Annotated in this window: 25 protein-coding genes; 9 read left to right on the top strand and 16 right to left on the bottom strand. The window is 32.6% G+C overall.

Annotated elements, in window-relative coordinates:
• Positions 1-5: 5 nt before the first annotated feature.
• From ACJAZK_RS03140 to ACJAZK_RS03165, 6 genes are all read right to left on the bottom strand, one after another.
• Positions 6-536, bottom strand: a complete 531-nt coding sequence (locus tag ACJAZK_RS03140; RefSeq protein WP_415222570.1) for a hypothetical protein — start codon at positions 534-536, stop codon at positions 6-8.
• 166 nt (positions 537-702) lie between these two features.
• Positions 703-1,806 (bottom strand): AAA family ATPase, encoded by a 1,104-nt coding sequence (locus ACJAZK_RS03145; protein WP_415222571.1) that lies wholly within the window; start codon positions 1,804-1,806, stop codon positions 703-705.
• A 3-nt stretch (positions 1,807-1,809) separates the two neighbouring features.
• The gene (locus ACJAZK_RS03150) at positions 1,810-3,006 is read right to left on the bottom strand and encodes a DUF4350 domain-containing protein (protein ID WP_415222572.1); all 1,197 of its coding nucleotides are present in this window, start codon (positions 3,004-3,006) and stop codon (positions 1,810-1,812) included.
• Entirely contained in the window at positions 3,003-3,761 is a 759-nt protein-coding gene (locus ACJAZK_RS03155) for a DUF4129 domain-containing protein (RefSeq protein WP_415222573.1), read from the bottom strand. The genes ACJAZK_RS03150 and ACJAZK_RS03155 overlap by 4 nt, the downstream gene beginning before the upstream one ends.
• On the bottom strand, positions 3,754-4,695 hold the full coding sequence (locus tag ACJAZK_RS03160) for a hypothetical protein (RefSeq protein ID WP_415222574.1): 942 nt from the start codon (positions 4,693-4,695) through the stop codon (positions 3,754-3,756). The genes ACJAZK_RS03155 and ACJAZK_RS03160 overlap by 8 nt, the downstream gene beginning before the upstream one ends.
• Positions 4,682-5,659, bottom strand: coding sequence for a stage II sporulation protein M (locus tag ACJAZK_RS03165; RefSeq protein ID WP_415222575.1), 978 nt, complete (start codon positions 5,657-5,659; stop codon positions 4,682-4,684). Before ACJAZK_RS03165 ends, ACJAZK_RS03160 begins: the two co-directional genes overlap by 14 nt.
• Before the next feature lie 24 nt (positions 5,660-5,683).
• Between ACJAZK_RS03165 and ACJAZK_RS03170 the strand changes: the two genes are divergently transcribed.
• Genes ACJAZK_RS03170 through ACJAZK_RS03180 form a run of 3 tightly spaced genes read left to right on the top strand, consistent with a single transcriptional unit; the run spans position 5,684 to position 7,546 of the window.
• Positions 5,684-6,436, top strand: coding sequence for an RDD family protein (locus ACJAZK_RS03170; RefSeq protein ID WP_415222576.1), 753 nt, complete (start codon positions 5,684-5,686; stop codon positions 6,434-6,436).
• Between the two features lie 31 nt (positions 6,437-6,467).
• Positions 6,468-6,911, top strand: a complete 444-nt coding sequence (locus ACJAZK_RS03175) for a PH domain-containing protein (RefSeq protein ID WP_415222577.1) — start codon at positions 6,468-6,470, stop codon at positions 6,909-6,911.
• A gap of 20 nt (positions 6,912-6,931) precedes the next feature.
• The gene (locus ACJAZK_RS03180; protein ID WP_028872571.1) at positions 6,932-7,546 is read left to right on the top strand and encodes a trimeric intracellular cation channel family protein; all 615 of its coding nucleotides are present in this window, start codon (positions 6,932-6,934) and stop codon (positions 7,544-7,546) included.
• On the opposite strand, the gene ACJAZK_RS03185 is transcribed toward ACJAZK_RS03180, so the two are convergent.
• The 4 genes from ACJAZK_RS03185 to ACJAZK_RS03200 form a co-directional block, all read right to left on the bottom strand.
• Positions 7,547-7,996 (bottom strand): nuclear transport factor 2 family protein, encoded by a 450-nt coding sequence (locus ACJAZK_RS03185; protein WP_415222578.1) that lies wholly within the window; start codon positions 7,994-7,996, stop codon positions 7,547-7,549.
• A gap of 271 nt (positions 7,997-8,267) precedes the next feature.
• Complete coding sequence (locus ACJAZK_RS03190) at positions 8,268-8,669, bottom strand: hypothetical protein (RefSeq protein ID WP_415222579.1); 402 nt, start codon at positions 8,667-8,669, stop codon at positions 8,268-8,270.
• Between the two features lie 3 nt (positions 8,670-8,672).
• Positions 8,673-8,894: a hypothetical protein gene (locus ACJAZK_RS03195; RefSeq protein ID WP_415222580.1), complete on the bottom strand. Its 222-nt coding sequence runs from the start codon at positions 8,892-8,894 to the stop codon at positions 8,673-8,675.
• A gap of 249 nt (positions 8,895-9,143) precedes the next feature.
• The gene (locus ACJAZK_RS03200) at positions 9,144-9,851 is read right to left on the bottom strand and encodes a peptidylprolyl isomerase (RefSeq protein WP_415222581.1); all 708 of its coding nucleotides are present in this window, start codon (positions 9,849-9,851) and stop codon (positions 9,144-9,146) included.
• Positions 9,852-9,857: 6 nt separating this feature from the next.
• On the opposite strand from ACJAZK_RS03200, the gene ACJAZK_RS03205 reads away from it, so the two are divergent.
• On the top strand, positions 9,858-10,499 hold the full coding sequence (locus ACJAZK_RS03205) for an NUDIX hydrolase (protein WP_415222582.1): 642 nt from the start codon (positions 9,858-9,860) through the stop codon (positions 10,497-10,499).
• A 141-nt stretch (positions 10,500-10,640) separates the two neighbouring features.
• Entirely contained in the window at positions 10,641-11,441 is an 801-nt protein-coding gene (locus ACJAZK_RS03210; protein ID WP_415222583.1) for a lysophospholipid acyltransferase family protein, read from the top strand.
• 348 nt (positions 11,442-11,789) lie between these two features.
• Here ACJAZK_RS03210 and ACJAZK_RS03215 read toward each other — a convergent pair whose 3' ends face one another.
• Positions 11,790-12,428, bottom strand: coding sequence for a hypothetical protein (locus ACJAZK_RS03215; protein ID WP_415222584.1), 639 nt, complete (start codon positions 12,426-12,428; stop codon positions 11,790-11,792).
• 4 nt (positions 12,429-12,432) lie between these two features.
• A complete protein-coding gene (locus ACJAZK_RS03220) occupies positions 12,433-12,927 on the bottom strand; it encodes an RNA polymerase sigma factor (protein ID WP_028872581.1) in 495 nt (164 codons plus the stop codon).
• A gap of 133 nt (positions 12,928-13,060) precedes the next feature.
• Here ACJAZK_RS03220 and ACJAZK_RS03225 point away from each other — a divergent pair, with 133 nt between their 5' ends.
• Positions 13,061-14,332: an NAD(P)/FAD-dependent oxidoreductase gene (locus tag ACJAZK_RS03225; RefSeq protein ID WP_415222585.1), complete on the top strand. Its 1,272-nt coding sequence runs from the start codon at positions 13,061-13,063 to the stop codon at positions 14,330-14,332.
• Positions 14,333-14,469: 137 nt separating this feature from the next.
• Here ACJAZK_RS03225 and ACJAZK_RS03230 read toward each other — a convergent pair whose 3' ends face one another.
• On the bottom strand, positions 14,470-15,150 hold the full coding sequence (locus tag ACJAZK_RS03230) for a lysoplasmalogenase (RefSeq protein ID WP_415222586.1): 681 nt from the start codon (positions 15,148-15,150) through the stop codon (positions 14,470-14,472).
• Between the two features lie 157 nt (positions 15,151-15,307).
• Between ACJAZK_RS03230 and ACJAZK_RS03235 the strand changes: the two genes are divergently transcribed.
• On the top strand, positions 15,308-17,461 hold the full coding sequence (locus ACJAZK_RS03235; RefSeq protein ID WP_415222587.1) for a TonB-dependent receptor: 2,154 nt from the start codon (positions 15,308-15,310) through the stop codon (positions 17,459-17,461).
• 392 nt (positions 17,462-17,853) lie between these two features.
• The gene (locus ACJAZK_RS03240; RefSeq protein WP_415222588.1) at positions 17,854-18,282 is read left to right on the top strand and encodes an energy transducer TonB; all 429 of its coding nucleotides are present in this window, start codon (positions 17,854-17,856) and stop codon (positions 18,280-18,282) included.
• Positions 18,283-19,304: 1,022 nt separating this feature from the next.
• On the opposite strand, the gene ACJAZK_RS03245 is transcribed toward ACJAZK_RS03240, so the two are convergent.
• Positions 19,305-19,817: a VOC family protein gene (locus ACJAZK_RS03245; RefSeq protein ID WP_415222589.1), complete on the bottom strand. Its 513-nt coding sequence runs from the start codon at positions 19,815-19,817 to the stop codon at positions 19,305-19,307.
• A 150-nt stretch (positions 19,818-19,967) separates the two neighbouring features.
• On the opposite strand from ACJAZK_RS03245, the gene ACJAZK_RS03250 reads away from it, so the two are divergent.
• On the top strand, positions 19,968-20,243 hold the full coding sequence (locus ACJAZK_RS03250) for a winged helix-turn-helix transcriptional regulator (protein ID WP_415222590.1): 276 nt from the start codon (positions 19,968-19,970) through the stop codon (positions 20,241-20,243).
• A gap of 133 nt (positions 20,244-20,376) precedes the next feature.
• On the opposite strand, the gene ACJAZK_RS03255 is transcribed toward ACJAZK_RS03250, so the two are convergent.
• A complete protein-coding gene (locus tag ACJAZK_RS03255; RefSeq protein WP_415222591.1) occupies positions 20,377-20,829 on the bottom strand; it encodes a hypothetical protein in 453 nt (150 codons plus the stop codon).
• Between the two features lie 290 nt (positions 20,830-21,119).
• Positions 21,120-21,344, bottom strand: a complete 225-nt coding sequence (locus tag ACJAZK_RS03260) for a hypothetical protein (RefSeq protein WP_415222592.1) — start codon at positions 21,342-21,344, stop codon at positions 21,120-21,122.
• Positions 21,345-21,792 lie beyond the last annotated feature (448 nt).

Below are 21,792 nucleotides of genomic sequence, written 5' to 3' on the forward strand. Positions count from 1 at the left end.
AGATATTAAAGTGAGTTATTTGATTTTCTAATTTTTAAATCGGTCTCGTATGATTTATTACCTAGACTATCTTTTAAATGAGTTATGTCAATATCGTATTTATAACCATACATATTACCTATTGTGTCCAGCGCTTCTTTATTTCGCTCAGCTCTTTTTAGATTGGAATTATAGGCGTTTAGAGGTGCCAAAGCAACCCCTAAAACACTAAATCCTAGGGTTACAATAATTATTGGAATTGTGGAGATAAAACCTTTATCTAAAATGAATTTACCTAATAAAAACGCAGCTAAAACTAAAGCAATTGCAAGTAAGACATACATTATTAAGTGACCGTAAGTATCTGTCTTAGTTTTTAAAATAGCATCATGTTCTATATTGACAGTTTCAATTTGCTCTTTGAAATCATCTTGTATTTTAATAACACTACATTTATTTTTAAAATCAGGTTTTCTATTCGTTAAACCGCAAAGCGTACCTGTCTTAAAATCTATGATTTTATGATCACATAACTTGCAATGTAGCGTTAAATCCATTTTGTTAATACAATTTTATCTGTTAACATATCTAGTATTAAAAATATACAGGAAACAGTTGCTGAGGCTGTTAACTTTTTTATTTAGTTATTTCTAATTCAATCTATCTAATAATTTAGTCTGCTAAACCCCTTGAATACTGAGGATTAATCAGTGACTGCTAAATTTATCTAGGAATTTCTACGGCTTCAATAATCTGCTTTATAATTTGTTTCGTTGTTACGCCTTCCATTTCGCGTTCTGGTGTTACAATCACACGATGTTGCAATACTGGTATTGCTGAGCGCTTAATATCTTCTGGTGTTACAAAATCTCTACCATCCATAGCAGCGAACGCTTTACTGGCTTTTAATATAGCGATAGAGGCTCTTGGTGACGCTCCTAAGTATAAAAACGGATTGTTACGTGTGTTCACAATCATATCTGCAATGTATTTAATGAGATGTGATTCTATTTTGATTTGCTCTACTAAACCTTGAAATTTAATGATTTTAGCAGCACTTAAATGCGCAGTAACTTGATCGGTTTTACCCTTACCTTGTAAATTATGTTCACGATTTAAGATTTCTACTTCTTCCTCTATATTGGGATAATCAATATCTATTTTAAACAAGAAACGGTCTAATTGCGCTTCTGGTAAACGGTACGTTCCTTCTTGCTCTACTGGGTTTTGAGTAGCGAGAACTATAAAAGGTAAATCCATTTGATATCTATTACCATCAATAGTAACCTGACGCTCTTCCATCACCTCAAATAGAGCGGCTTGTGTTTTTGCTGGTGCTCTGTTGATTTCGTCAATAAGAATCATATTAGAAAAAATAGGCCCTTTTTTAAAATCAAACTCAGAGTTTTTCATATTAAAGACAGAGGTTCCTAAAATATCACTAGGCATCAAATCTGGTGTAAATTGAATCCTGCTAAACCCTACGTCTAGTGATTTTGCTAAGAGCTTAGCAGATATGGTTTTTGCTACTCCAGGAACACCTTCAATAAGCGAATGGCCATTCGCAAGAATAGACGCGATGAGCATATCTATCATTCCTTTTTGGCCAACAATTACTTTGCTGATTTCACCTTTTATTAAAGCAATACCATCTTGAAGTTCACTTAAGTCAATTCGGTTTGTAAAACTGATGTCACTGAGATTTGTTTCTAGGTTTTCCTTAGGCTGAATAGATTCTGTAGCTTTAGAATCTCCTAATAACGACTCGTCAAATTGGTCGGTATTTGGTGTTGTATCTTCGTTTTGGTTGTCGTCTAAATGTTCCATAATTTATGTGGTATAAAAATCTTCTATAGCCTTGTTTAATTGTAATAAATTGGCTTCATTACAATTGCTCTTAGCTTTTAAATATACAATCTGATTAATTAATTTTTTAATATCTTCTTTGTCTTTGCCAGATTTTAAAGACAAATTCTTTACAAACTTATCATCGAGAATTTGAGTGTCTAAATAATAGACACGTCTAATAAATTCTAAAAAATAAGTGATTTTTTTCTCTATTAAATTATCATGATCTTTTGTTTCGTAATATAAATTACCAATCGTTTTAGTGAAATCAACAGTTGTGTTTTTTAAGGGTTCTTTAACGTTTACAATACGCTGTCTTCGTTTAGCATTAAAAATTATAAACAGTATAGTCGTCAGTAATGCTATATACCAAGCCCAACGGAGTGCTGCCCGACTTAAAACAAATCGCATTGGTGAACTTCCTAGTTCTTTTCGGAATTTATTTCTAGAATCAAAATAGATGGTATCATCATTAAGATAAGATAGTACGCTAGATGCATATTTGCGATTATCTTTTTTAAGCAAATGATAATTGGTGAACACTACAGGTTGCACATGCAAGTAAAAATAACCACTTCCCCAAGGGACTTCTATGAAATTGGTATAGGTCACATCATCAAATTTTTGATGTCCTAAAACGGTCGTGTTGAGCGTGTCAATTTTAGAGAAATAAATATTGTTTAATCCTTTTTCTACGGAAATGGAATCACTTTCAAAAACTGGATTTGTAAATGTGAATTCTGCTTTACCTTTAAATGTGAATTCATTTTTTGTATCAAATCCTAAAGAGTCCAAAAGACGATCAGGAAAGTAATTACTCGATATAAAAATATCATTACCATGAGACGCAAAATCTAATAATTCTTGAGCAGATATATTATCTAAGTCAGGATATTCATCAATGATAATGTATGTTCCAGTGGTTAAGTAGGTGCTATCTTCCCAATTGTAATAGTCGTCAAAATACTCATATGGTGTAACTTTAATATCTTGTACTTTACTCTCTGGAAACAAATTTGTGAGCTCTTCGTAAAAAACAAATGTTCCGTAAGGTGTTTTTTGAGTCTCATTATATGTTTTTTGCCAATTAATAGGGGCAGGTGTTGAGAATTCAATCGCTATAATTCCAACGAATAGTAGTATTAAAAGGCCGATGTATATTTTTAGTGTTTTACTCATTTCCAAAGGGTTCTTAAAAATTGAGTAAATGCTTTTTTAGCCTTTTCAAATTGAGCGTTATCAATATCAAACTCGCCATACCAAATGTAATTATATAGGTAGGAGGTATATGAGAATTCTTCTTTTGTATCTTTATTTTCTATTTCGAGATAGTAATCACTATTCGTTTTTTCTACATCATAGTCTATGATTTCTGCTTCAGAAAGTGACTTTAACAACCATAAGTGGTAGTACCGAATAGCAAGTCTGTAATTGTCTTCTTTTTCGGCTTCTATAATGAGTGATTTAAAGTCGGTTTCGTAGATGTTATTCTCGATATCTGTAACAGGAATAATAGTCTTATCACTAGACTTTCCGAAGATCCAACTCCCTTCTTTGTTAATAATAGCCTTCACGATAAAGAATACGACCAATAGAAAAATAACGACATAAAAAACCTTTAAGATGATGTCAGTAATATCTGCAGCTTTAGCATCACTATTGATATCAAACAAATTTTTAAAAAAATCTGATAGCCATTGTTTAAATCGTGTCCATATTCCAGAATTGTCTACAGTACGCTCATAGATAAATTCATTGCCCTCATAGATCTCTTTGAGGTTGTCAAATTCGCGTTTATCAATAGGTGCTGTGTCTACATATACGGAGTCTTGCATGGTTTGCAATGGTGCAGTTGTATCTATAGTTACCGCGTTTGCATGCAAGGAAATTCCGAAGAAAAGAAGGACGATATGTAAGAACAATATTCTACTCACCAGATCCAATTAGATCAATATCACTTTTGGTATTGATATTTTCATTGTCTTCTTTAAGACTATAATACACGATACCTTGATTGAGTTGTACAACGACATTTAAAATACTACTCACTAAGAATGTCAATAGAAAAATAGCGAGCATCATTACCGTCATGGTTTTTTGAATGGCCATGGGCTCTGGTACAGTATTCGTCTCTATGTCTGTAAACAGATTGACCATACCAAAAATATAAGGAATAAGTGCAATGACATTTTGTGCCACATAGCTTATTAAATAAAAGATACCTACACAGGCTATAGCTGCCCAAAATTTTGAGCTCATCATTCTCCAAGAATATCCAAAACTATCCCAAATACTCCGTTTTTCGTCAAGATATTCCATAAGTGCGCCTTGATAGAATAAACTTACAGCGCCTATAACTAAAGGCATTGCAAAAATACCTATTATAGTAATGGCGAGAATAAAAAGTAAAATGCCAACGCCGAGCATCAATGGGATTACGATTAGTATTCCGCAGAGTAAAAAGATGAATATTTTACCAATATTAGCCTTGTATGTGTTTATAATATCTGTTGCTGTGAAATTTTTGCCGTCGTGCTTGCTATATAGTTTTAGATAAATAGGAATATAGGAGTAGGAAATCATTGCAGCCAATAAACCAACGATTATAAATATTAAAATGAGTGCTATAAATATACCAGAGTTTTGGTTTATGTATTCGTCTATACCGGAACTATTGCCATTTATCAGTCCTCCAAAAATAACATCGGTATAAAATTTACTAAAGAAATATCCTATGACCATAAGGATCAACAAGAAAATTCCGTTGATAATAAAGAAGTGCTTAAATAGGTGTTTTCCGTTTTGTTTTAAAAACGCAAAGGTGTCTTGAAAGTACTCGCCAAAGCCTCTAGATTTATATAACTGCATGTAGGTTTTTTAGTTTTTTGCTCAATATAAAAGGGTAAATTAAATAGTAATATGAAATTAAACTTAAGGTTATTAAAATAATACCAACAGATAACCAATTGGGCATCGTGTTTGAATATCTTGTTACATAACCTTCTAGAAACCCTGCGGCAATAGTGAAAGGGAAGGTGCTTATTAAAATTTTCACACCATTTTTCACACCCATTTTAAAAGAGGTCATTCTAGAATATGTTTTAGGAAATAGAATACTAGCACCTAAGATTAACCCTGCTGCGCCTTCAATAACGATGGCGAAAATTTCCATAGAGCCATGAATCCAAATGCCACGAACGCTTTCCCAAAGGACGCCTTCTTGGTAGAAAAAATATTGGAATGCTCCAATCATAATACCATTATATAACATTACTAATCCTGTTCCTAATCCGCCGAAAATTCCGTAAATAAATGATTTAATACCTACGTATAGGTTGTTAAGCGTAATCCCAATAAAACTGCCCCAATTACTTCCGCTTTTATAAACTGCTACAGGATCTCCTGCTTCGATGTTTTCTAGACTCATATTAACATACTCGTCACCTAAAATTAATCTCACAAACGAATCGTCATGTGCTGCGGATAAGGCTCCTATACCAACAAAACTTAAAAATATAACGAAAGCATAAAGGACATAGCGTCTATATTCGTATACAATTAAAGGGACTTCAATCTTCCAGAAATGTACGAACCTGTTGGTGTCTTCGCGTTTTGTTTTATAAATTTTTTGAAAAGCTTTAGCAGCTAGGTTGTTTAAATAAAGAATTGTTTTACTTTTGGGATAGTAAGTTTGGGCGTAAGACAAATCATTTACTAACTGAATATAAAGTGATGCCAATTCATCAGGGTTTTTTAGGGTTTTCCCAAAAATACCCTCTTCAAAATTGAGCCATTTTTCTTTATTTTGTTTAATAAATGCCACTTCTCTCATACGCATTCAAAGTTAAAGAAATTAATGGTAGAGTTACAAATAAATACGACACAAAACGTCAATATAAATTTCATCGCAGCAAGTGTTGGTGAGCGTATATTGGCATATATAATCGATTTTATTATAAAGATTGCCTATGTGGTAGTCGTCTATCAAATAACTTTTAATTTATTTCATATTGATGATATTGTGAATGGTATGGATGATTGGTCTAGAATTGCCATACTAGTATCTTTTTATTTACCTGTTGTATTTTACTCGTTACTTTTTGAAACTTTTCTTGACGGACAAACAATTGGTAAGCGTATTATGAAAATAAAAGTCGTAAAAATAGATGGCTATCAAGCCTCTTTAGCTGATTATCTAGTACGTTGGTTTTTTAGAATTATAGATTTAAATATGATGTCTGGTATTATTGCATTAATTGCCATTGTAACCAGTAAAAAGAGTCAGCGTTTAGGAGATATGACTGCGGGAACTTCTGTGATTACCCTGAAAAATAATGTGAATATTAGTCATACTATTCTTGAAGAATTAGACGATAGTTATGTGCCAACCTATCCTAATGTGATTAAATTATCAGATAATGATGCTCGAATCATTAAAGAAACATTTGTGCGAGCAAAAGCTGCTCGAGACTATGAGACTTTAGTAAAATTACGGACTAAAATTATACAGGTTGTAGAGATTAAAGATTTTAATGGTAGCGATATGGAATTTGTGGGCACCATCTTAAAAGATTATAATTATTATACGCAAGGGAGTTTTGTTTCGTAGACGTTTTAATTTTATCCTTTCAACATAACACATGACATTTAAAAGTAGAAAAGATATCTTATTCCAACTAACCACTTTTGGGTTTAGTATCCTTTTTATTGGCGTCGCTTTATTTCAATTTGTTCAATATGGATTTAATAATAGTATATCCTTTTGTAGTAGCGTTCTTTTATTAGCTGTGGCTGGATTATTATTATGGATGTATTTAGATACAACTTACGAACTGACTCCAATCGAATTAAAATACAAATGCGGACCAATACGAGGTGCCATCCCAATAAAAGATATTTTAGAAATTATTAAAGGCAAAACCCTTTGGTCTGGATTTAAACCCGCTACAGCTAGAAACGGTTTAATTATAAAATACAGGAAATACAATGAAATTTATATAAGTCCTAAAACAAATGATACTTTTGTGCGCAATATATTAGAATTGAACAGTTCTATAAAAGTAACTGCAAATTCAAATAGCTAACTTCAAAATTTCAAATAGTAATGTTTTTTCAAGTCATAGATATTTTAGGAACTATTGCCTTTGCTATTTCGGGAGTATTGGTGGCTCTTGATAAAAAAATGGATCCTTTTGGTGTCCTCATTATTGCCTTTGTAACTGCGGTAGGAGGTGGGACGTTACGTGATGTTATGATTGGGATTAATCCTGTGTCATGGATGACTAATATGACCTACGTGTATGTGATTTTTGGTTCAACCGTATTTGCAATTTTACTTCGGAATAAAATCAACTACCTAAGAACGTCTCTCTTTTTGTTTGATACTATTGGGATTGGATTATACACGGTTGTTGGCATAGAAAAAGGATTAGTTGCAGGTTTACATCCCATTATTTGTATTGCACTTGGAACAATGACAGCTTGCTTTGGTGGTGTGATTCGTGATATTTTATGTAATGAAATTCCAGTGATTTTTAGAAAAGAAGTCTATGCAACCGCTTGTATTCTCGGAGGTCTAACGTACTTTTCACTTCGTCTATTTATGGCAAATACTAACTTGATATTTATAATTGCCATAATAGTTGTGATTGTAATACGACTTATTGCGGTTAAGTTTAAGGTGAGTTTACCTAGTTTGTATAAAAAGGAACAGGTCTAATTACTTGACGTAATAAATCGTATTCGTTATTTTCCATGCTCCATTAATGTTATGTAGAGATAACATATCAATATACGTGACATCTCCAACCTTCATACTCATTTTAGCACTGGCGATGTTGCCAGCTTCGATATCTATATTTAAGATATGAAGCACACAGTTATTTAACTCACTCTCAGGTAATTTTTCTCTGTTTCCCCATTTTGGGATTAAATCCTTAAAGTAAACATTCTTATATCCTTTAGAACTGTTTTTGTCATCAACAGGCACTTCCATAGTTCCATATTCGGTATCAAAAGCTGTACTGAGTTTATCGATATCTCGTTCTATATAGCCATTGTAATAATTTTGAATGGTAGTCGATATAAGTGTGAAATCATCAGTTTTACTTTGTGAAATCACTGGTAATGAAATGGTCAACATTATGACGAGTAGTCGTGTTTTAATCATAGTGACATTAATTTATAGATTTTGATTGGTCAAATGAACTATTTCATAATAGAAAAGCATAGCAATAACAACTTTGTTTAAATTATTTTCTAGGTCTTTAACTGTGATGCTATTCGCTACAGATTTTGAAGTCAGTCCGTAACTTAAGCTAGGTCCTTTGATTTGTATGTCTATAACGTCCTTCAAGCTATTATGAATGGTATTGTTTAATGAGAGGCATTTTCTGAAATTGCCTGTCGGGTTTATACACAGATAATCTACTTTAGGAATATCAATAGTAGTCCTCGTTTTTTTTAGGTTCAAATTCAATGATCAAACTTTCTGTATTTCGTTCCTTATAATTATTCAATTTTGATATCCAAATTTTATCAAAAGTTCCTGAGGCTTTCAAATCATCCAAAATGGTTTTTGAATCAGAATCTAATATGAAATCTGGGTTGAGGTTCATGGCACTAAAATCCTCCAGAAATCTTAAATAGTTTTGGTTCGTGTTTTTTGAACTGTAGGTTTCCGTAAGTTTACGTTCAAATTGAGCAGTAGCTTTGTTTAATTGATTAATATCTTCTGTGGATAAACAATCTTGTAATGCTTCAGTAAAATTAACCTCGAGGTTTGATTGGCATGACTGTAATATGGCAATTGATACAATTAAAGTGAGAAGAGTCAATTTCATGTTTTAAATAGAGAGCGTTAATTCAAAGAATTTATAAGCGTCTAATTTTTTTCTAAACTCCTTTTCTGATAATTCAAGATATTCTTCTAAAGTAGAATTGTTATAGCTAGAATCTAACTCAACGATATTTTTATAGTATTTAAGCACACTTAATAGGGTAGAATATGCAGTCTCATTTTCATTTAGATTCGTATTTATCTGCGGTATATCTGTTCTCCCTTCCAAAAGAAGGGAGGAGCTGGTTCAATCGCTACTTTTGATTTTTTAAAGAAGGCAAAGTCAAATTATAAGCAGAATAGTGCTCCTTCCTTCGGTTGGAAGGGAGGACAATTCAGCGAAGCTGAATACGAGGGTTTTTAGGACAACAGTGAGACATTAAGTGCTTCCGAAGAAAAAAAACATTTAATTATACATCATAAAAAACGAGTAAGTCATAAGAGTAAGCTTTGCGTCTCTGCACCTTTGCGAGAAAAATCAATCCAAAACTTCAACACGTCGTATGTATATGTTTTTAAGAGGCCAGTCTGAACCGTCTGTATCTACATTTGCAATTTTATCAGCAACTTCTAAACCGCTGGTTACTTTTCCGAAGATGGTATAATCTCCATCCAGCTCATGCACATCTCTTAGCATGATAAAAAACTCATAGGGTGACGCCAATTTATAAGGATTTTCAATATCACTACTAGGCATAGAAATGACACCTCGATCGTGATGAAAACCACGTTTTGTGTCTGTTGGTAATAAGTATTTGCCAATATAGCGACGCTTGCGCATCACCTCCCTGTTATCTGTACTACCACCTTGAATGATATAATTTTCTATCACTCTGTAAAATTGAGTATCATTGAAATAACCTTTTTTGGCTAGGTAAATAAAGTTAGAACGGTGAAACTTTGTTTCGTTAAAAAGTAGGATGTCTATATTGCCATAATCAGTCACAATACGAACTTTATTCTCTTTATGTTTTTTGTCATATTCTAAAAAGAACTCCATGGCGTTGTCTTTATTCAATAGAAATTCTTTTTGATTTCCCTCAGTGATTGTATCTGTTTTTAATGCTATAGTTTCCTTTTTTATCTGCGTAGAATCTATTACTTGGGTAGGCATTTTCTTTTGAGATTGTTTATCTTCACAATTGAAAATCACCAAACACAATACTATCATTATAAAAAACCTCATAAGGGAATGAATTTTGAAACGTTCATAAAATCTGCTTCAAAAATAAAAAATCTAAATCTTCCAGGAGAAGACTCTCAATTTAAAATGTCACCTCCTTTTAGAAGAGATCTTATAGATGAAAATAGAGAGAAGATGAAACATGCCAGAAAAGCAGGAGTTATGGCATTATTTTATCCAGATGACATTGGAGAAACGTATCTTATACTTATTTTAAGAAAGACGTATAAAGGGGTGCATTCTTCTCAAGTAGGTTTTCCAGGAGGAAAATATGAAGACGATGATCCAGATTTAGAATATACTGCGTTACGTGAAACTTACGAGGAGGTTGGCGTGCCAATTATAGATATGAAAGTACTGAAGGCGCTGACTAAGCTGTATATTCCGCCAAGCAATTTCACAGTGTCTCCTTACATAGCAATTACAAAACAAACACCACAGTTTATTAAGCAAGATGAAGAGGTTGAGGATTTGATAGAAGTCTCTTTGTCTCATTTTTTGGATGATGATAATAGGAGTGACGTAAATGTGATGACCTCAATGAATAAAGAATTAGAAGTTCCTGCATTTACACTCAACGGTCATATCGTTTGGGGAGCAACAGCTATGATGCTCAGTGAATTAAAAGACTTGTTAAAAAAGGTCCTATAAAATATAGTTTTTTGTAATTTTGCTTTTGAAATTTTTAGTAATTTTTATTTGCAGTGAAAATTAAATTTAAATAGTAATTTTTTAACTAATTGAAATGAATGAATGCATGATTTCAATTGGATTACTAATCAAAAATAATTAATGGGATTATTTAAAAGAAACCCTTTTGGGCATATACTTTTTGTGAAGAAATGGTTGATTAGAATTTTAGGAGCTCTTACACACCGCAGGTTTAGAGGGTTTAATGAGCTTCAAATAGAGGGCTCTGAAATCATTAAAAATCTACCCGATAACAATGTTCTTTTTATATCAAATCACCAGACCTATTTTGCAGATGTAATTTCAATGTTTCATGTATTTAATGCGAGTTTAAGCAATCGTGGAGATTCGTTAAAAAATATAGGCTATCTCTGGAATCCTAAATTGAATATTTATTACGTTGCAGCTAAAGAAACCATGAAATCTGGCTTATTACCAAAGGTTTTAGCATATGTTGGTTCAATTAGTATCGAGCGTACATGGCGAGCTGAAGGTCAAAATGTAAATCGGCAGGTTAAAATGAGTGATATTTCTAGTATAGGAAAGGCTTTAGATGACGGTTGGGTTATAACCTTTCCGCAAGGAACTACGACGCCTTTTAAGCCTATTCGTAAAGGTACCGCTCATATTATAAAGAAGTATAAACCAATAGTTGTTCCTATTGTAATAGATGGGTTTAGACGGTCATTTGATAAGAAAGGGTTGCGTGTGAAGAAGAAAAATGTCTATCAATCTTTTGAAATCAAAGAGCCTCTAGAGATTGATTACGACAATGAGTCTATCGATTCTATTGTTGAAAAAATCGAATATGCTATTGAGCAACATCCATCATTTTTAAAGGTGATTCCACAAGATGAATTAGAAGAAAAGGAGCGTCTTAACCGAGAGTTACGCGATTGGTAATTGTCTTATTGTTTTAAGCAAAAGCATCATATAGTGAACGTCCAATGACTACCAGCAAGAATATTAATAATGCTGAAAAAAGTAATATCCCAAAGGCTTTCAGGATTAACCTTGCTCCAGCAACATAATGACTATTCTCGTATTCTCCTTCAAGTATACTATGGTTTTTTTGTTGCGATATCTTATCCTTAAATAAAGTCAACCAATAGGGACATATGAAATACGCGCTAGAATTTCCATTTTAGCTTAGTATTAACTAGTGTTTAGAACCTGCTTTATCTACGCCTAGACAATTTAATTTGTAACCGATTTCGTAATCTTCAATATGGAGTTTTATCTGTTTCATTATTACACTTCCAACTTCTTAAGCTCCTTGTAATTACTGTTAAGTCGTTTCAATAAAATGCCATAGATAAGACGATAGAATAACCAAAATACGAGTAAGAAAAAAGCAATAAATAGTATCATGACAACAGTTACAATAAACATTTGCTTACTAGAATATTGAGCAAATTGTTCCGCCACTTCTGGATTGTAATTAATAGTATAATATAAACCAATTGATAGTGATAAAAACCCCATAACGAGATTGTATATCACGTAATACTTTATTACTTTTCTAGTCTTCAGAATAGTTTCCATAAGTTTTTTTGCGCTATCAGTTGCAGAGATTGACTTATAAGACTTAAAAAGTAAATAGACAAATAGTATGACTACAAGACTACCAAATGTAGTAAGCCCTATTAGCATGGTATAACCGCCATACATGGCAACCAATTCTTCCCGGTATTGTTCTGAAGCAAACAAAGGGTAACTATTAGCTATGATCCAAAATAGAAGTTCTGCGATGCTTATATAGAATAGTGTTTTTACAATCGATGATGATTTTTTATGCAGCATCGGGTAGATATCTTTGCCCAATAGTTGTTGATTAACTTGCGTTGTATTGGCTTGCCAATCTTTTTTTAATAAGTCTAACTCATCCATAATATCACGGATTTAATATTGTTCTTAATTTTTTCTTTACCCTATTCATTTTTACGCGAGCATTAACTTCGCTAATACCTAGGGTTTCACTTATTTCTTTATAATTTTTATCTTCTAAATACAATAACACTAGTGCTTTTTCAATATCATTTAATTGGTGTACTGCTTCGTATAATAATTTTAGTTGCTGCTCTTCGGTATCGTCATATTCTACAGATTTTATTTTAAAAGATACAGTTTCAAACTCTTGCGTTTTGATTGTACGCTTTGATTTTCTATATAATGTAATTGCGGTATTTAATCCTACCCGATACATCCAAGTACTAAACTTCGCATCGCCTCGAAATTTTGGATATGCTTTCCATAACTGTATTGTTATCTCTTGAAACAAATCATTGTGAGCATCTTGATTATTGGTATATAATCTACATACTTTATGCACAATGTTCTGATGTTTCTCAAGCAATTCTACAAAACTATGTTCGAGTTCTTTATTCAAATTTGATTAGTTAGTTACTTATAAGTAGTATTTAAATTTAAAATGTTACATTTCGTTCAACATTAAATTAAAAATAGGATTTTAAATGGGATAAACTGTATCTTTGATCCTGACATTTTAAGTCGTTTTTTATATGAATATCCCTGAATCAAAGTTCCCCAGAATTGTAATAATAGGTGGTGGTTTCGCCGGCGTAAATTTAGTAAAGTCATTAGCAAAAAAAGAGGTGCAGGTCGTTCTTTTAGACAAGCATAACTATCATACGTTTCAGCCATTATTATACCAAGTATCTAGTTCAGGATTAGAACCCGACTCTATCGCATATCCGCTGAGAAAAATCATTAAAAAAAATAGCAATACATTTTTTAGACTTGCTGAAGTGGACAATGTGAATGCAAAAATAAATGAAATTAATACAAGTATTGGAACGCTTAGCTATGACTTTTTAGTCATCGCTACTGGAACTAAAACTAATTATTTTGGTAGTAAAACAATCGAAGCTAATAGCATGCCAATGAAAAGCATACCTCAGGCGCTCAATATTAGAAGTTTGATTCTCCAAAATTTTGAAAAAGCAGCTGTTACAAGCTCTATAAAAGACCGCCAAGCCTATTTAAATTTTGTTATTGTTGGAGGAGGTCCAACAGGAGTCGAACTGGCAGGAGCAATAGCCGAACTTAAAAACCATATTCTCCCAAGAGATTATCGTGACTTAGATAGTAGTATTATGCAAATTCATTTATTAGAGGGAACAGAGAGAGTATTGCCTTCAATGAGTATGACGGCTTCAAAGAAATCAGAAGGGTTTCTAAAAAGGTTAGGTGTTCGTGTGCATACGAATGTGTTTGTGAAAGATTATGATGGAAAACAGGTAACCACTAATTCTGATTTAAAATTACAGACTGAAACTTTAATTTGGGCAGCAGGAGTAACAGGTTCTCTGGTACATGGACTTAAAGTGGAGTCTATGTTAGAAAAAGCAAATCGATATGTAGTCAATCGTTTTAATCAAATTGAGGGTTACGATACTATTTTTGCTTTAGGCGATATCGCTTCTATGAGCACAGTTGATTACCCTAATGGACATCCACAAGTGGCTCAGCCTGCAATTCAGCAAGGTAAACTTCTTGGAAAAAATATAATGCGAATTATTAACAAGCAATCACCAAAACCTTTTGTCTATAACGATAAAGGCTCTATGGCAACAGTTGGTCGTAATAAAGCTGTGGTAGATTTAAAACACTATAAATTTGGAGGTTTCTTTGCTTGGTTTATTTGGATGTTTATTCATTTAATATCACTTGTAGGTTTTCGAAACCGCGTTATTGTATTCTTTAATTGGACGTATAACTATATTAATTTTGATAAAGCGGCACGACTTATTATTAGGCCTTATAAGAAGTAGATGTTTTGAGCTTTCCTTTGGGCAGGCTTTTTTTATAAACTACGCTTAAGCTCTACACGACATTATTTGTAAACTTTAACGACGCACAGTTGCCATAAAAAGGGGGTCTTCCCGCCCTTGTCTTCAGGAAGTCAGGTTTAACGCCCGGCTTTGGCTAATTTCAGAAGCCCTATAATGATTAAATATTGAGCTAAAGCATAAGTACATATGATACTTATATTTGAATAGGCTAGTGGCTCATGAAATTTATTTAGTGCCAATATACTATCAGAAATCATGAAAAATAAGGCACCTAAGAGTACCAAAATATAACTCAGTCTTGGCGCATTTCCTTGTCTCAAAAAAGCAGATGTTGACATGCTTAAAATAACGAGCATATAAATTATTACAGGTATAAACATCTCATGTAAACCCTTATTTAATAGATAAAACAAGCCCAAAGCATACAGTATTAAAAGCATTATAAAACCAAATGGATTTAAGGTTTTGTTTCTATGCTTTAAGAATGCGATGACATACATCACATGTGCTATTAGAAATGCAACCAAACCAAATAAGAAGTATGTTGCAGAAGACTCTACAAACATGAGAAGGACATCTCCAACTAGTGAAAATAATAATGCAGCAACTGTAATTAATCTTAAGTTTTTATTGAGCGTTTTGCTGTGCATCCAAAAGAAAATCAACAAGGATATTACGATTGCGGGTTTAAAACCATAATGAAAGGATGCGAAGTCTTCTGAAGACTCTGTAATTAATTCTGCAAGTACAATGAAGCCATAAATAACGCTGAATTTTTTTTCTGAAAATGTAAGCATACACTATTGAATTTCTCAAAAATATGCAATTCAGTATTGATTTTTGACAATTGAGTCATATAGAATTTTATTAGTTGCGATTGTTATTCATTTTTGACCTATCAATTAACACTGAAAATAGTTTAGTACAAGAAACGAATAGTTAAAATAATCAACCATGAGTAAATTAATCACTCTTATCGCAATCTTCATCTCATCAATGACATGTGCACAAACCATTATTAAAGGAAAAGTGATAGACACCAAAAATCTACCCGTTTTTGGAGCTAATGTCTACTTAGATGGTACCTATGACGGAGCTACAACAGACGAAAACGGAAACTTTAAGTTTACTACGCAAGAAACGGGAACACAAGGCTTAATCATTTCGTTTTTATCATACGAAACAAAAACCATGATAAGAGACGTGTCAGCCTTTAAAGATCTTAAAATTGTATTGCAAGAAGATATGGAGTCTTTGGATGCCGTTATCATTTCGGCAGGAACTTTTGAAGCTAGTGATAATAGCAAAGTTTCGGTTTTAAAACCATTAGACGTCGTAACAACAGCAAGTGCATTAGGTGATTTTGTTGGAGCCTTACAAACATTGCCTGGAACATCTACTGTGGCAGAGGATGGTAGACTGTTTGTGAGAGGAGGAGATGCCGATGAAACTCAAATTTTTATTGATGGTATTCGTGTGTTTACTCCCTATTCTCCAGTTCCAAATAATATTCCAACACGCGGTCGTTACTCGCCTTTTCTGTTCGATGGGATCACATTTTCAACAGGTGGTTACTCTGCAGAGTATGGTAATGCACTCTCCAGCGTTCTATTATTAAATACCGTTGATGAGCCAGATCAAGAAAAAACTGAAATTGGGATTATGACCGTTGGAGCTAGTCTTGGTCGTACCGAGAAATGGGATAAAACATCAGTGAGTGTTAAAGCGTCTTACACTAATTTAGGACCTTATGTTGCTTTGTTTCCAGATCGTAACGAGTGGAAAAAGCCCTATCAAGGTGCTCAAGGTGAAGCGGTCTTTCGGCAGAGATTTAATAACGGAATCCTAAAGTTCTACGCAGCTTTTGACACGGCTAGTTTCGATGTAATACAAGAAAATATTAATACTCCCGAAGGTGTGAGGTTCAAACTCAATAATAGAAACTTTTATGGGAACACCTCATATCAAGGTATTTTGGGTAAAGGTTGGTCCATAAACACAGGATTGAGTTATACTATTGCTAAGACAGATTTCTCGTTTATTGATAATGATATTAAGGATACTGAAAATTCTGCTCATGTAAAATTGAAATTTAAAAAACGATTCAACAGCAGGTTTAAATTGTATTTTGGAGTAGAGCATTTTACAACTAAGTTTGATGAGCGTTTTTCTTCGGAAATCGTCTCACCCGTAAGCTATGGCTTTAATAGTAATAACTCTGCACTTTTTGTCGAGTCAGATATCATATGTAGTAAAAAATTCGCAGCAAAAGTAGGAGTAAGAGGAGATAGATATGAGCTGTCTGATGAGTTTCAAGTGGCGCCAAGAGTATCATTTGCTTATAAAACATCTAAAAATGGACAGTTATCAATGGCTTACGGTAGTTTCTACCAAAATGCAAATAGTAGTGCTTTGAAGTTTGATCAAGATATAAAATCACAAAGTACAAAGCATTACATTATGAATTATCAATTTGTAAACGACGGACGCTTATTTCGGGCAGAACTCTACAGAAAAGAGTATGATAACTTAGTGAAATTTGATACCGATTTTGAAAGTTTTGAAAGTAATTTTGATAATTCTGGATCTGGTTTTGCACAAGGTTTAGATATCTTTTGGAGAGATAATAAGAGCATCAAGAATGTAGATTATTGGTTGAGCTATTCGTATTTAGATACAGAACGTGATTATCGTAATTTCCCAACACAAGCTCAACCTAACTTTGCAAATACACATAACTTCTCTGCTGTGGCTAAGTACTGGATTGAAGATTGGAAAAGTCAAGTAGGTTTTAGTTATACGTATGCCTCTGGACGACCGTTTACAAATCAAAATACTGAGGATTTCTTAGGAGACATGACACAGAGTTTTAATAGTATTAGTCTTAATTGGGCATATTTAATATCACCACAAAAGATTCTATACCTTTCTGTAAACAATGCTTTAGGGTTTAAAAACATCAACGGATATCAATATGCAAATACACCAGATATCAATGGTGATTTCGCAAGACGCTCTTTAAAACCAGCAGCAGATCAATTCTTCTTTATCGGTTTCTTTTGGACAATTAGTGAAGATGGCAGTGATAACCAGTTAAATGATCTTTAATGTATTATCGTTAGAGATGCCCAACATGATAATTGTCATTTTTTTTTAGCCTGTTGCAGGGTAACTTAGAGTTCGTAATAACTCTCAAAGTTATGGAAGTCAAAAAAAACCCAGAGGTCAATGTGAGTAGAAATAGTAGTCTGTATTTTGCTATTGGTTTAAACTTAACGTTATTATCAACCTATTTGATATGAGAGTATAAATCCTATAAAAAAGAGGATGTCATTTTAGAGGCACTTGATCTTGATGATTATCTTGACGAAGATATAGAAAACATAAATCTAAGTATACCGACACCTCCACCAACAACGACTCTAGCCGTCGTTCCTGAAGATATTAAAGTTATTGAAGATATTGTTGATATTCAAGAAACTGTTATTGAAAGTAGTGAAATGAATCAAACAGATATTATCGCTAAGATAGGGAGAGTTGAAGATGTAGAAGTTGAAGAAGTCGAAGAAGATATTGAAGTGCCTTTTTCAGTTATCGAAAATATTCCAGTATTTCCAGGTTGTGAAAATAGGGTAAAAGCAAAGCAAATAAAATGTTTTGAAAACGCTATAAAAGCTCATGTTATAAAAAATTTTAAATATCTAGATGCAGCTTTAGAGTTGGGGATATATGGTAAGGTATATGTGCTATTCATTATAGCTAATACTGGATATGTAGCCAAGATTAAGAGCAGAGGTTCAGATAAAATATTAGAAAAAGAAGCAGAACGCATTATAAACTCCTTACTAAAAATGATACCTGGTAAACAACGTGGTATAGCTGTAAGTGTACCTTATAGTATTTCTATTAGCTTTGTGCTAAAAGAGTAATAATTTCTTTTTTAAATTAAAAAGAGATCGTTTTTCAATGAAATAAATAGCTCTAAACTAGTGTAGATAATAAGTGGTATTTTGTTTTCGTTATTGTTTAAGTTGTATTTTTTCAATTATGGTTTCTGATTTTGCTTTTATATTTTCATATGCTGAGATATAAGGATTTGACATAAAAGACATGATAACTAAAACGTTTTTATACGCTCTACTGTCTAATAAACCGTTATAACTATCTAAGGTTATGTTCTGTTCTTCAACGGTTTTTGTTTTTATAAATACGGGGAATTGCTGGTCTATATCTAAGTGTTTGGATGCAGGTTTTGAAATGTACTCTCTGCAGTCAAATGTTTCATGAGCGATGTCTAATGTGTTTTTTTATAAAGTTCTTCTAATTCGAGTAAAAGCAATTTTATAGAATCATTTGAGATGAGATTAAGGTTTCCAGAATTTGATAGCTCTAAAAAGTAGTATTCTTTGGTGAGAAATTTTATTCCATTAATGTATTGACAACTTTTTTTGTTAATTAAGTTAAGCTGTTAGTAGCCGTAACATTGATTTGTTGTATCAATCTTTGGTCACCACGCAGTCTGTTTTTTATAAATTCAATTAAGAAATCCAATCTTAATAAATCTTTCTTTAAGTCGAGAACTATATTCGCTTGATACTTTGTCTCTTGTGCATTCTCTGTGCTCTATATTTCAGTTATTTACTTGTAGCGCCAAAAGAGTCACAATCATTACTAAAATTATTTCTCCTAATGCATACTTCAAATACTTTTCAGTTTTGCACTCTGTAAGTGTGTTTTGACGATTTTTTCTAAAATTTTTTATCATATGTGTTTTCCGAGAAAGCTTTAATCTTATGGGTTGGTCATAAATAAGCACTGCCTAATATGTCTATTAGTTGTATTATCTAGCAACTAAAGAAGTAAAAGAAAACGATCCAGATAGAAATCTCTAGGATTTTGAGAGCACACACAACATTAGCAATGAATTTTACTTAGTGTTGTCAACCGGTTTTTATTTTGAATAAGCACCTGAAGAATATGTCAATTCATAACTATGTGTATAGATTTCAAAAACAATACCGAATGGGTCTTCAACGTAGCACATTTTGAATGGTTTGTCATTAGGGTAGTATGCTCTAATGGGCATTCTTTGCTTTCCCCCATAAGCTATAATTTTATCAATGAGTTCCTCAATATTTGGGTCTTGTACACAAAAATGAAAGAGACCAGTATTAAAAGGACTAAATTCAGGTGCTTCTTTAATTCCATTCGCAAAGGAAAATAATTCAATTCCAATGCCATCTGAAGTTGCTAAATGAGCAATCTCAAATTCAGTCCAATCGTTTCCGAAAACGTCAATGCACATTTTACCAATAGCGGTCTCCTTTTCCTTTTTGACTTTTGATGGTTCCATAATTACGTACCAACCCATTACTTCTGAATAGAATTTTAGGGCTTCTTTTATATCTGGAACTGTTAGTCCAATATGTGAAAATGATTTAGGATAATTTTGAGTCGTTGACATACGTTATAATTTAGATTATAAAATTAGTTTATATTTGTATTATAAGCAATAACTTACTAAAAAGTACGATACTTACTAAAACGAGTAAAATAATGATTATCAATTATATAGATTTTGAATAAAGATAATATTTGTCCGTTAAATTATACAATGAATTTAATAGGAACAAAATGGAAGCCTTTAATTTTATTTCATTTATTAGGAGGTGATTTGCGATCAGGAATACTGCAAAATAAAATTCCAGGTATTTCAAATAAAATGTTTACTCAGACAGTAAGACAGTTAGAAAAAGATGGGCTTATTTTTAGAAAAGTTTTTCCTGTAGTTCCTCCTAAAGTTGAATACAGGTTAAGCAATAGAGGAAAATCACTTGAGAGTATTTTAAGACTTATGGATAAATGGGGTTTTGAAGATTGTCAGAATTAATTGAATAGGCCAGATGTTAAATATGTTGGCCAGACGTTTAGCCACCAATGGTCTCAATTATGGATATTTAAAGTTGGACTATTTGTTGAAGATAGTCAAGTTTTAAATTCTTTTAGGTTTAAAATAAATATCTCTATTCTCCGATGATTCCTAACTCATTAATGATATCACTGCGCTCTTTTAACTTTGTGGGATTAATGCTCCAGTTTTCAGCAATTTTCATGACCAACTCCTCATTTGCATAATCTAAGTCTTCACGTTCCCAATAATCGTCTGACTGGGCTTCTCCGAATTTTGCACTTAATTTATTTAATATTTTTTCTAGTTTCTCTATACTCTCTATACTCTCTATACTCTCTATACGATCTTCAGTTGCTAATTTCATTCCAACGACTAAAGTCCATTCTCCTATTTGAGGTGTAATAAAAATACTATTTTCATAAGCATGATTAATGTCACTTTTCCAGTTTGAAGGTCGGGTATTTTTGATATTAAGAATTTTAGCTATTTGCTGCTTATCAGATGTTTTCACCGCAATCCAAACAGTTTTATAGCCAAAGTCAATAGGTTTGTCTTGTTTAGTCAAAATTTCTTTTGATTGAGTTTTGTAGTTTGCTGTAAGGCCATTTCGTTTGCCATAACAAACCGAAAAAGCAATGAATGCAATAATTCATAAGACTATTAACAGTTTCATTTGGTTAGGTTTTTGTTTTATGCAGTAGAAAATAATATAGTAGTCATCAGTTTTAAATACGATCCAATAGAATTGTAGTAACATGGTCACATACATTGGTAGACTTAATTAATGACGTTGATACCAGTGTAAGAGAAAACTATATGGAAAGGCTAAGAAATGATTTTGACTAGTAGTTTTGTTTATTCTACAATTTCATAATCAATACTTAATTTTCGCAAAGCTCTTAAAGCAGAACCAGAGTTTTTGTCTTCCATCTCAATATCTACAGCGTCTCCTTCTAAGAGTATATCTGTGAGTTCATTGGATAAAGAGGCACTAACATTAGATGAAATCTCTACAATGCATTTGGCTATGGCTCTTCTATCTGGACGTTGAGCATCACAAGACAATAAGTTTAATTTCATAATATTAATAATTTATTTATGGAATATATTAGAGTTGAGATAAGTCTTATACGTACTTATATCACCTTTGACTTTAATAGGTCACATTATATTGTAATATCCGCTATTTCAATTGTGAAAACCAAAGTTAAACGAAGTTCGACTTTTTTTTTTAGAAAGTCAAACTTTGAAATTTCTTAAATTTTAAATGATAGAAAGAAAAAGAAACAGAAAGGAACGCACAGTATTGTGAGAGTACATGCATAGCAACCCATTAATGATGTCTAGTATTAGGTATCGTTATTTTTTAATGTTCAACCCACTCAAATTTAAAAAATCCATTCACTAATAGTAATATAATAAAACTAACAGATATAAAAAAAATAGTATACACCAAGAATCCAATTTCTGGTGGCCTTTTTTAAATGTATCCAAAGCTCATAATGACACCTAAGTTGCACTAGGATGT

The organism is Psychroserpens sp., assembly GCF_047633235.1.
In the GTDB taxonomy this organism is placed as follows: Bacteria; Bacteroidota; Bacteroidia; order Flavobacteriales; family Flavobacteriaceae; genus Psychroserpens.

What these genes read in the sequence shown, in the direction of transcription:
- ACJAZK_RS03140 (WP_415222570.1), bottom strand. Translation starts at nt 536, where the DNA reads ATGGATTTAACGCTACATTGCAAGTTATGTGATCATAAAATCATAGAT.
- ACJAZK_RS03145 (WP_415222571.1), bottom strand. Translation starts at nt 1,806, where the DNA reads ATGGAACATTTAGACGACAACCAAAACGAAGATACAACACCAAATACC.
- ACJAZK_RS03150 (WP_415222572.1), bottom strand. Translation starts at nt 3,006, where the DNA reads ATGAGTAAAACACTAAAAATATACATCGGCCTTTTAATACTACTATTC.
- ACJAZK_RS03160 (WP_415222574.1), bottom strand. Translation starts at nt 4,695, where the DNA reads ATGCAGTTATATAAATCTAGAGGCTTTGGCGAGTACTTTCAAGACACC.
- ACJAZK_RS03165 (WP_415222575.1), bottom strand. Translation starts at nt 5,659, where the DNA reads ATGAGAGAAGTGGCATTTATTAAACAAAATAAAGAAAAATGGCTCAAT.
- ACJAZK_RS03170 (WP_415222576.1), top strand. Translation starts at nt 5,684, where the DNA reads ATGGTAGAGTTACAAATAAATACGACACAAAACGTCAATATAAATTTC.
- ACJAZK_RS03175 (WP_415222577.1), top strand. Translation starts at nt 6,468, where the DNA reads ATGACATTTAAAAGTAGAAAAGATATCTTATTCCAACTAACCACTTTT.
- ACJAZK_RS03180 (WP_028872571.1), top strand. Translation starts at nt 6,932, where the DNA reads ATGTTTTTTCAAGTCATAGATATTTTAGGAACTATTGCCTTTGCTATT.
- ACJAZK_RS03185 (WP_415222578.1), bottom strand. Translation starts at nt 7,996, where the DNA reads ATGATTAAAACACGACTACTCGTCATAATGTTGACCATTTCATTACCA.
- ACJAZK_RS03190 (WP_415222579.1), bottom strand. Translation starts at nt 8,669, where the DNA reads ATGAAATTGACTCTTCTCACTTTAATTGTATCAATTGCCATATTACAG.
- ACJAZK_RS03200 (WP_415222581.1), bottom strand. Translation starts at nt 9,851, where the DNA reads ATGAGGTTTTTTATAATGATAGTATTGTGTTTGGTGATTTTCAATTGT.
- ACJAZK_RS03205 (WP_415222582.1), top strand. Translation starts at nt 9,858, where the DNA reads ATGAATTTTGAAACGTTCATAAAATCTGCTTCAAAAATAAAAAATCTA.
- ACJAZK_RS03210 (WP_415222583.1), top strand. Translation starts at nt 10,641, where the DNA reads ATGGGATTATTTAAAAGAAACCCTTTTGGGCATATACTTTTTGTGAAG.
- ACJAZK_RS03215 (WP_415222584.1), bottom strand. Translation starts at nt 12,428, where the DNA reads ATGGATGAGTTAGACTTATTAAAAAAAGATTGGCAAGCCAATACAACG.
- ACJAZK_RS03225 (WP_415222585.1), top strand. Translation starts at nt 13,061, where the DNA reads ATGAATATCCCTGAATCAAAGTTCCCCAGAATTGTAATAATAGGTGGT.
- ACJAZK_RS03230 (WP_415222586.1), bottom strand. Translation starts at nt 15,150, where the DNA reads ATGCTTACATTTTCAGAAAAAAAATTCAGCGTTATTTATGGCTTCATT.
- ACJAZK_RS03235 (WP_415222587.1), top strand. Translation starts at nt 15,308, where the DNA reads ATGAGTAAATTAATCACTCTTATCGCAATCTTCATCTCATCAATGACA.
- ACJAZK_RS03240 (WP_415222588.1), top strand. Translation starts at nt 17,854, where the DNA reads ATGAATCAAACAGATATTATCGCTAAGATAGGGAGAGTTGAAGATGTA.
- ACJAZK_RS03245 (WP_415222589.1), bottom strand. Translation starts at nt 19,817, where the DNA reads ATGTCAACGACTCAAAATTATCCTAAATCATTTTCACATATTGGACTA.
- ACJAZK_RS03250 (WP_415222590.1), top strand. Translation starts at nt 19,968, where the DNA reads ATGAATTTAATAGGAACAAAATGGAAGCCTTTAATTTTATTTCATTTA.
- ACJAZK_RS03260 (WP_415222592.1), bottom strand. Translation starts at nt 21,344, where the DNA reads ATGAAATTAAACTTATTGTCTTGTGATGCTCAACGTCCAGATAGAAGA.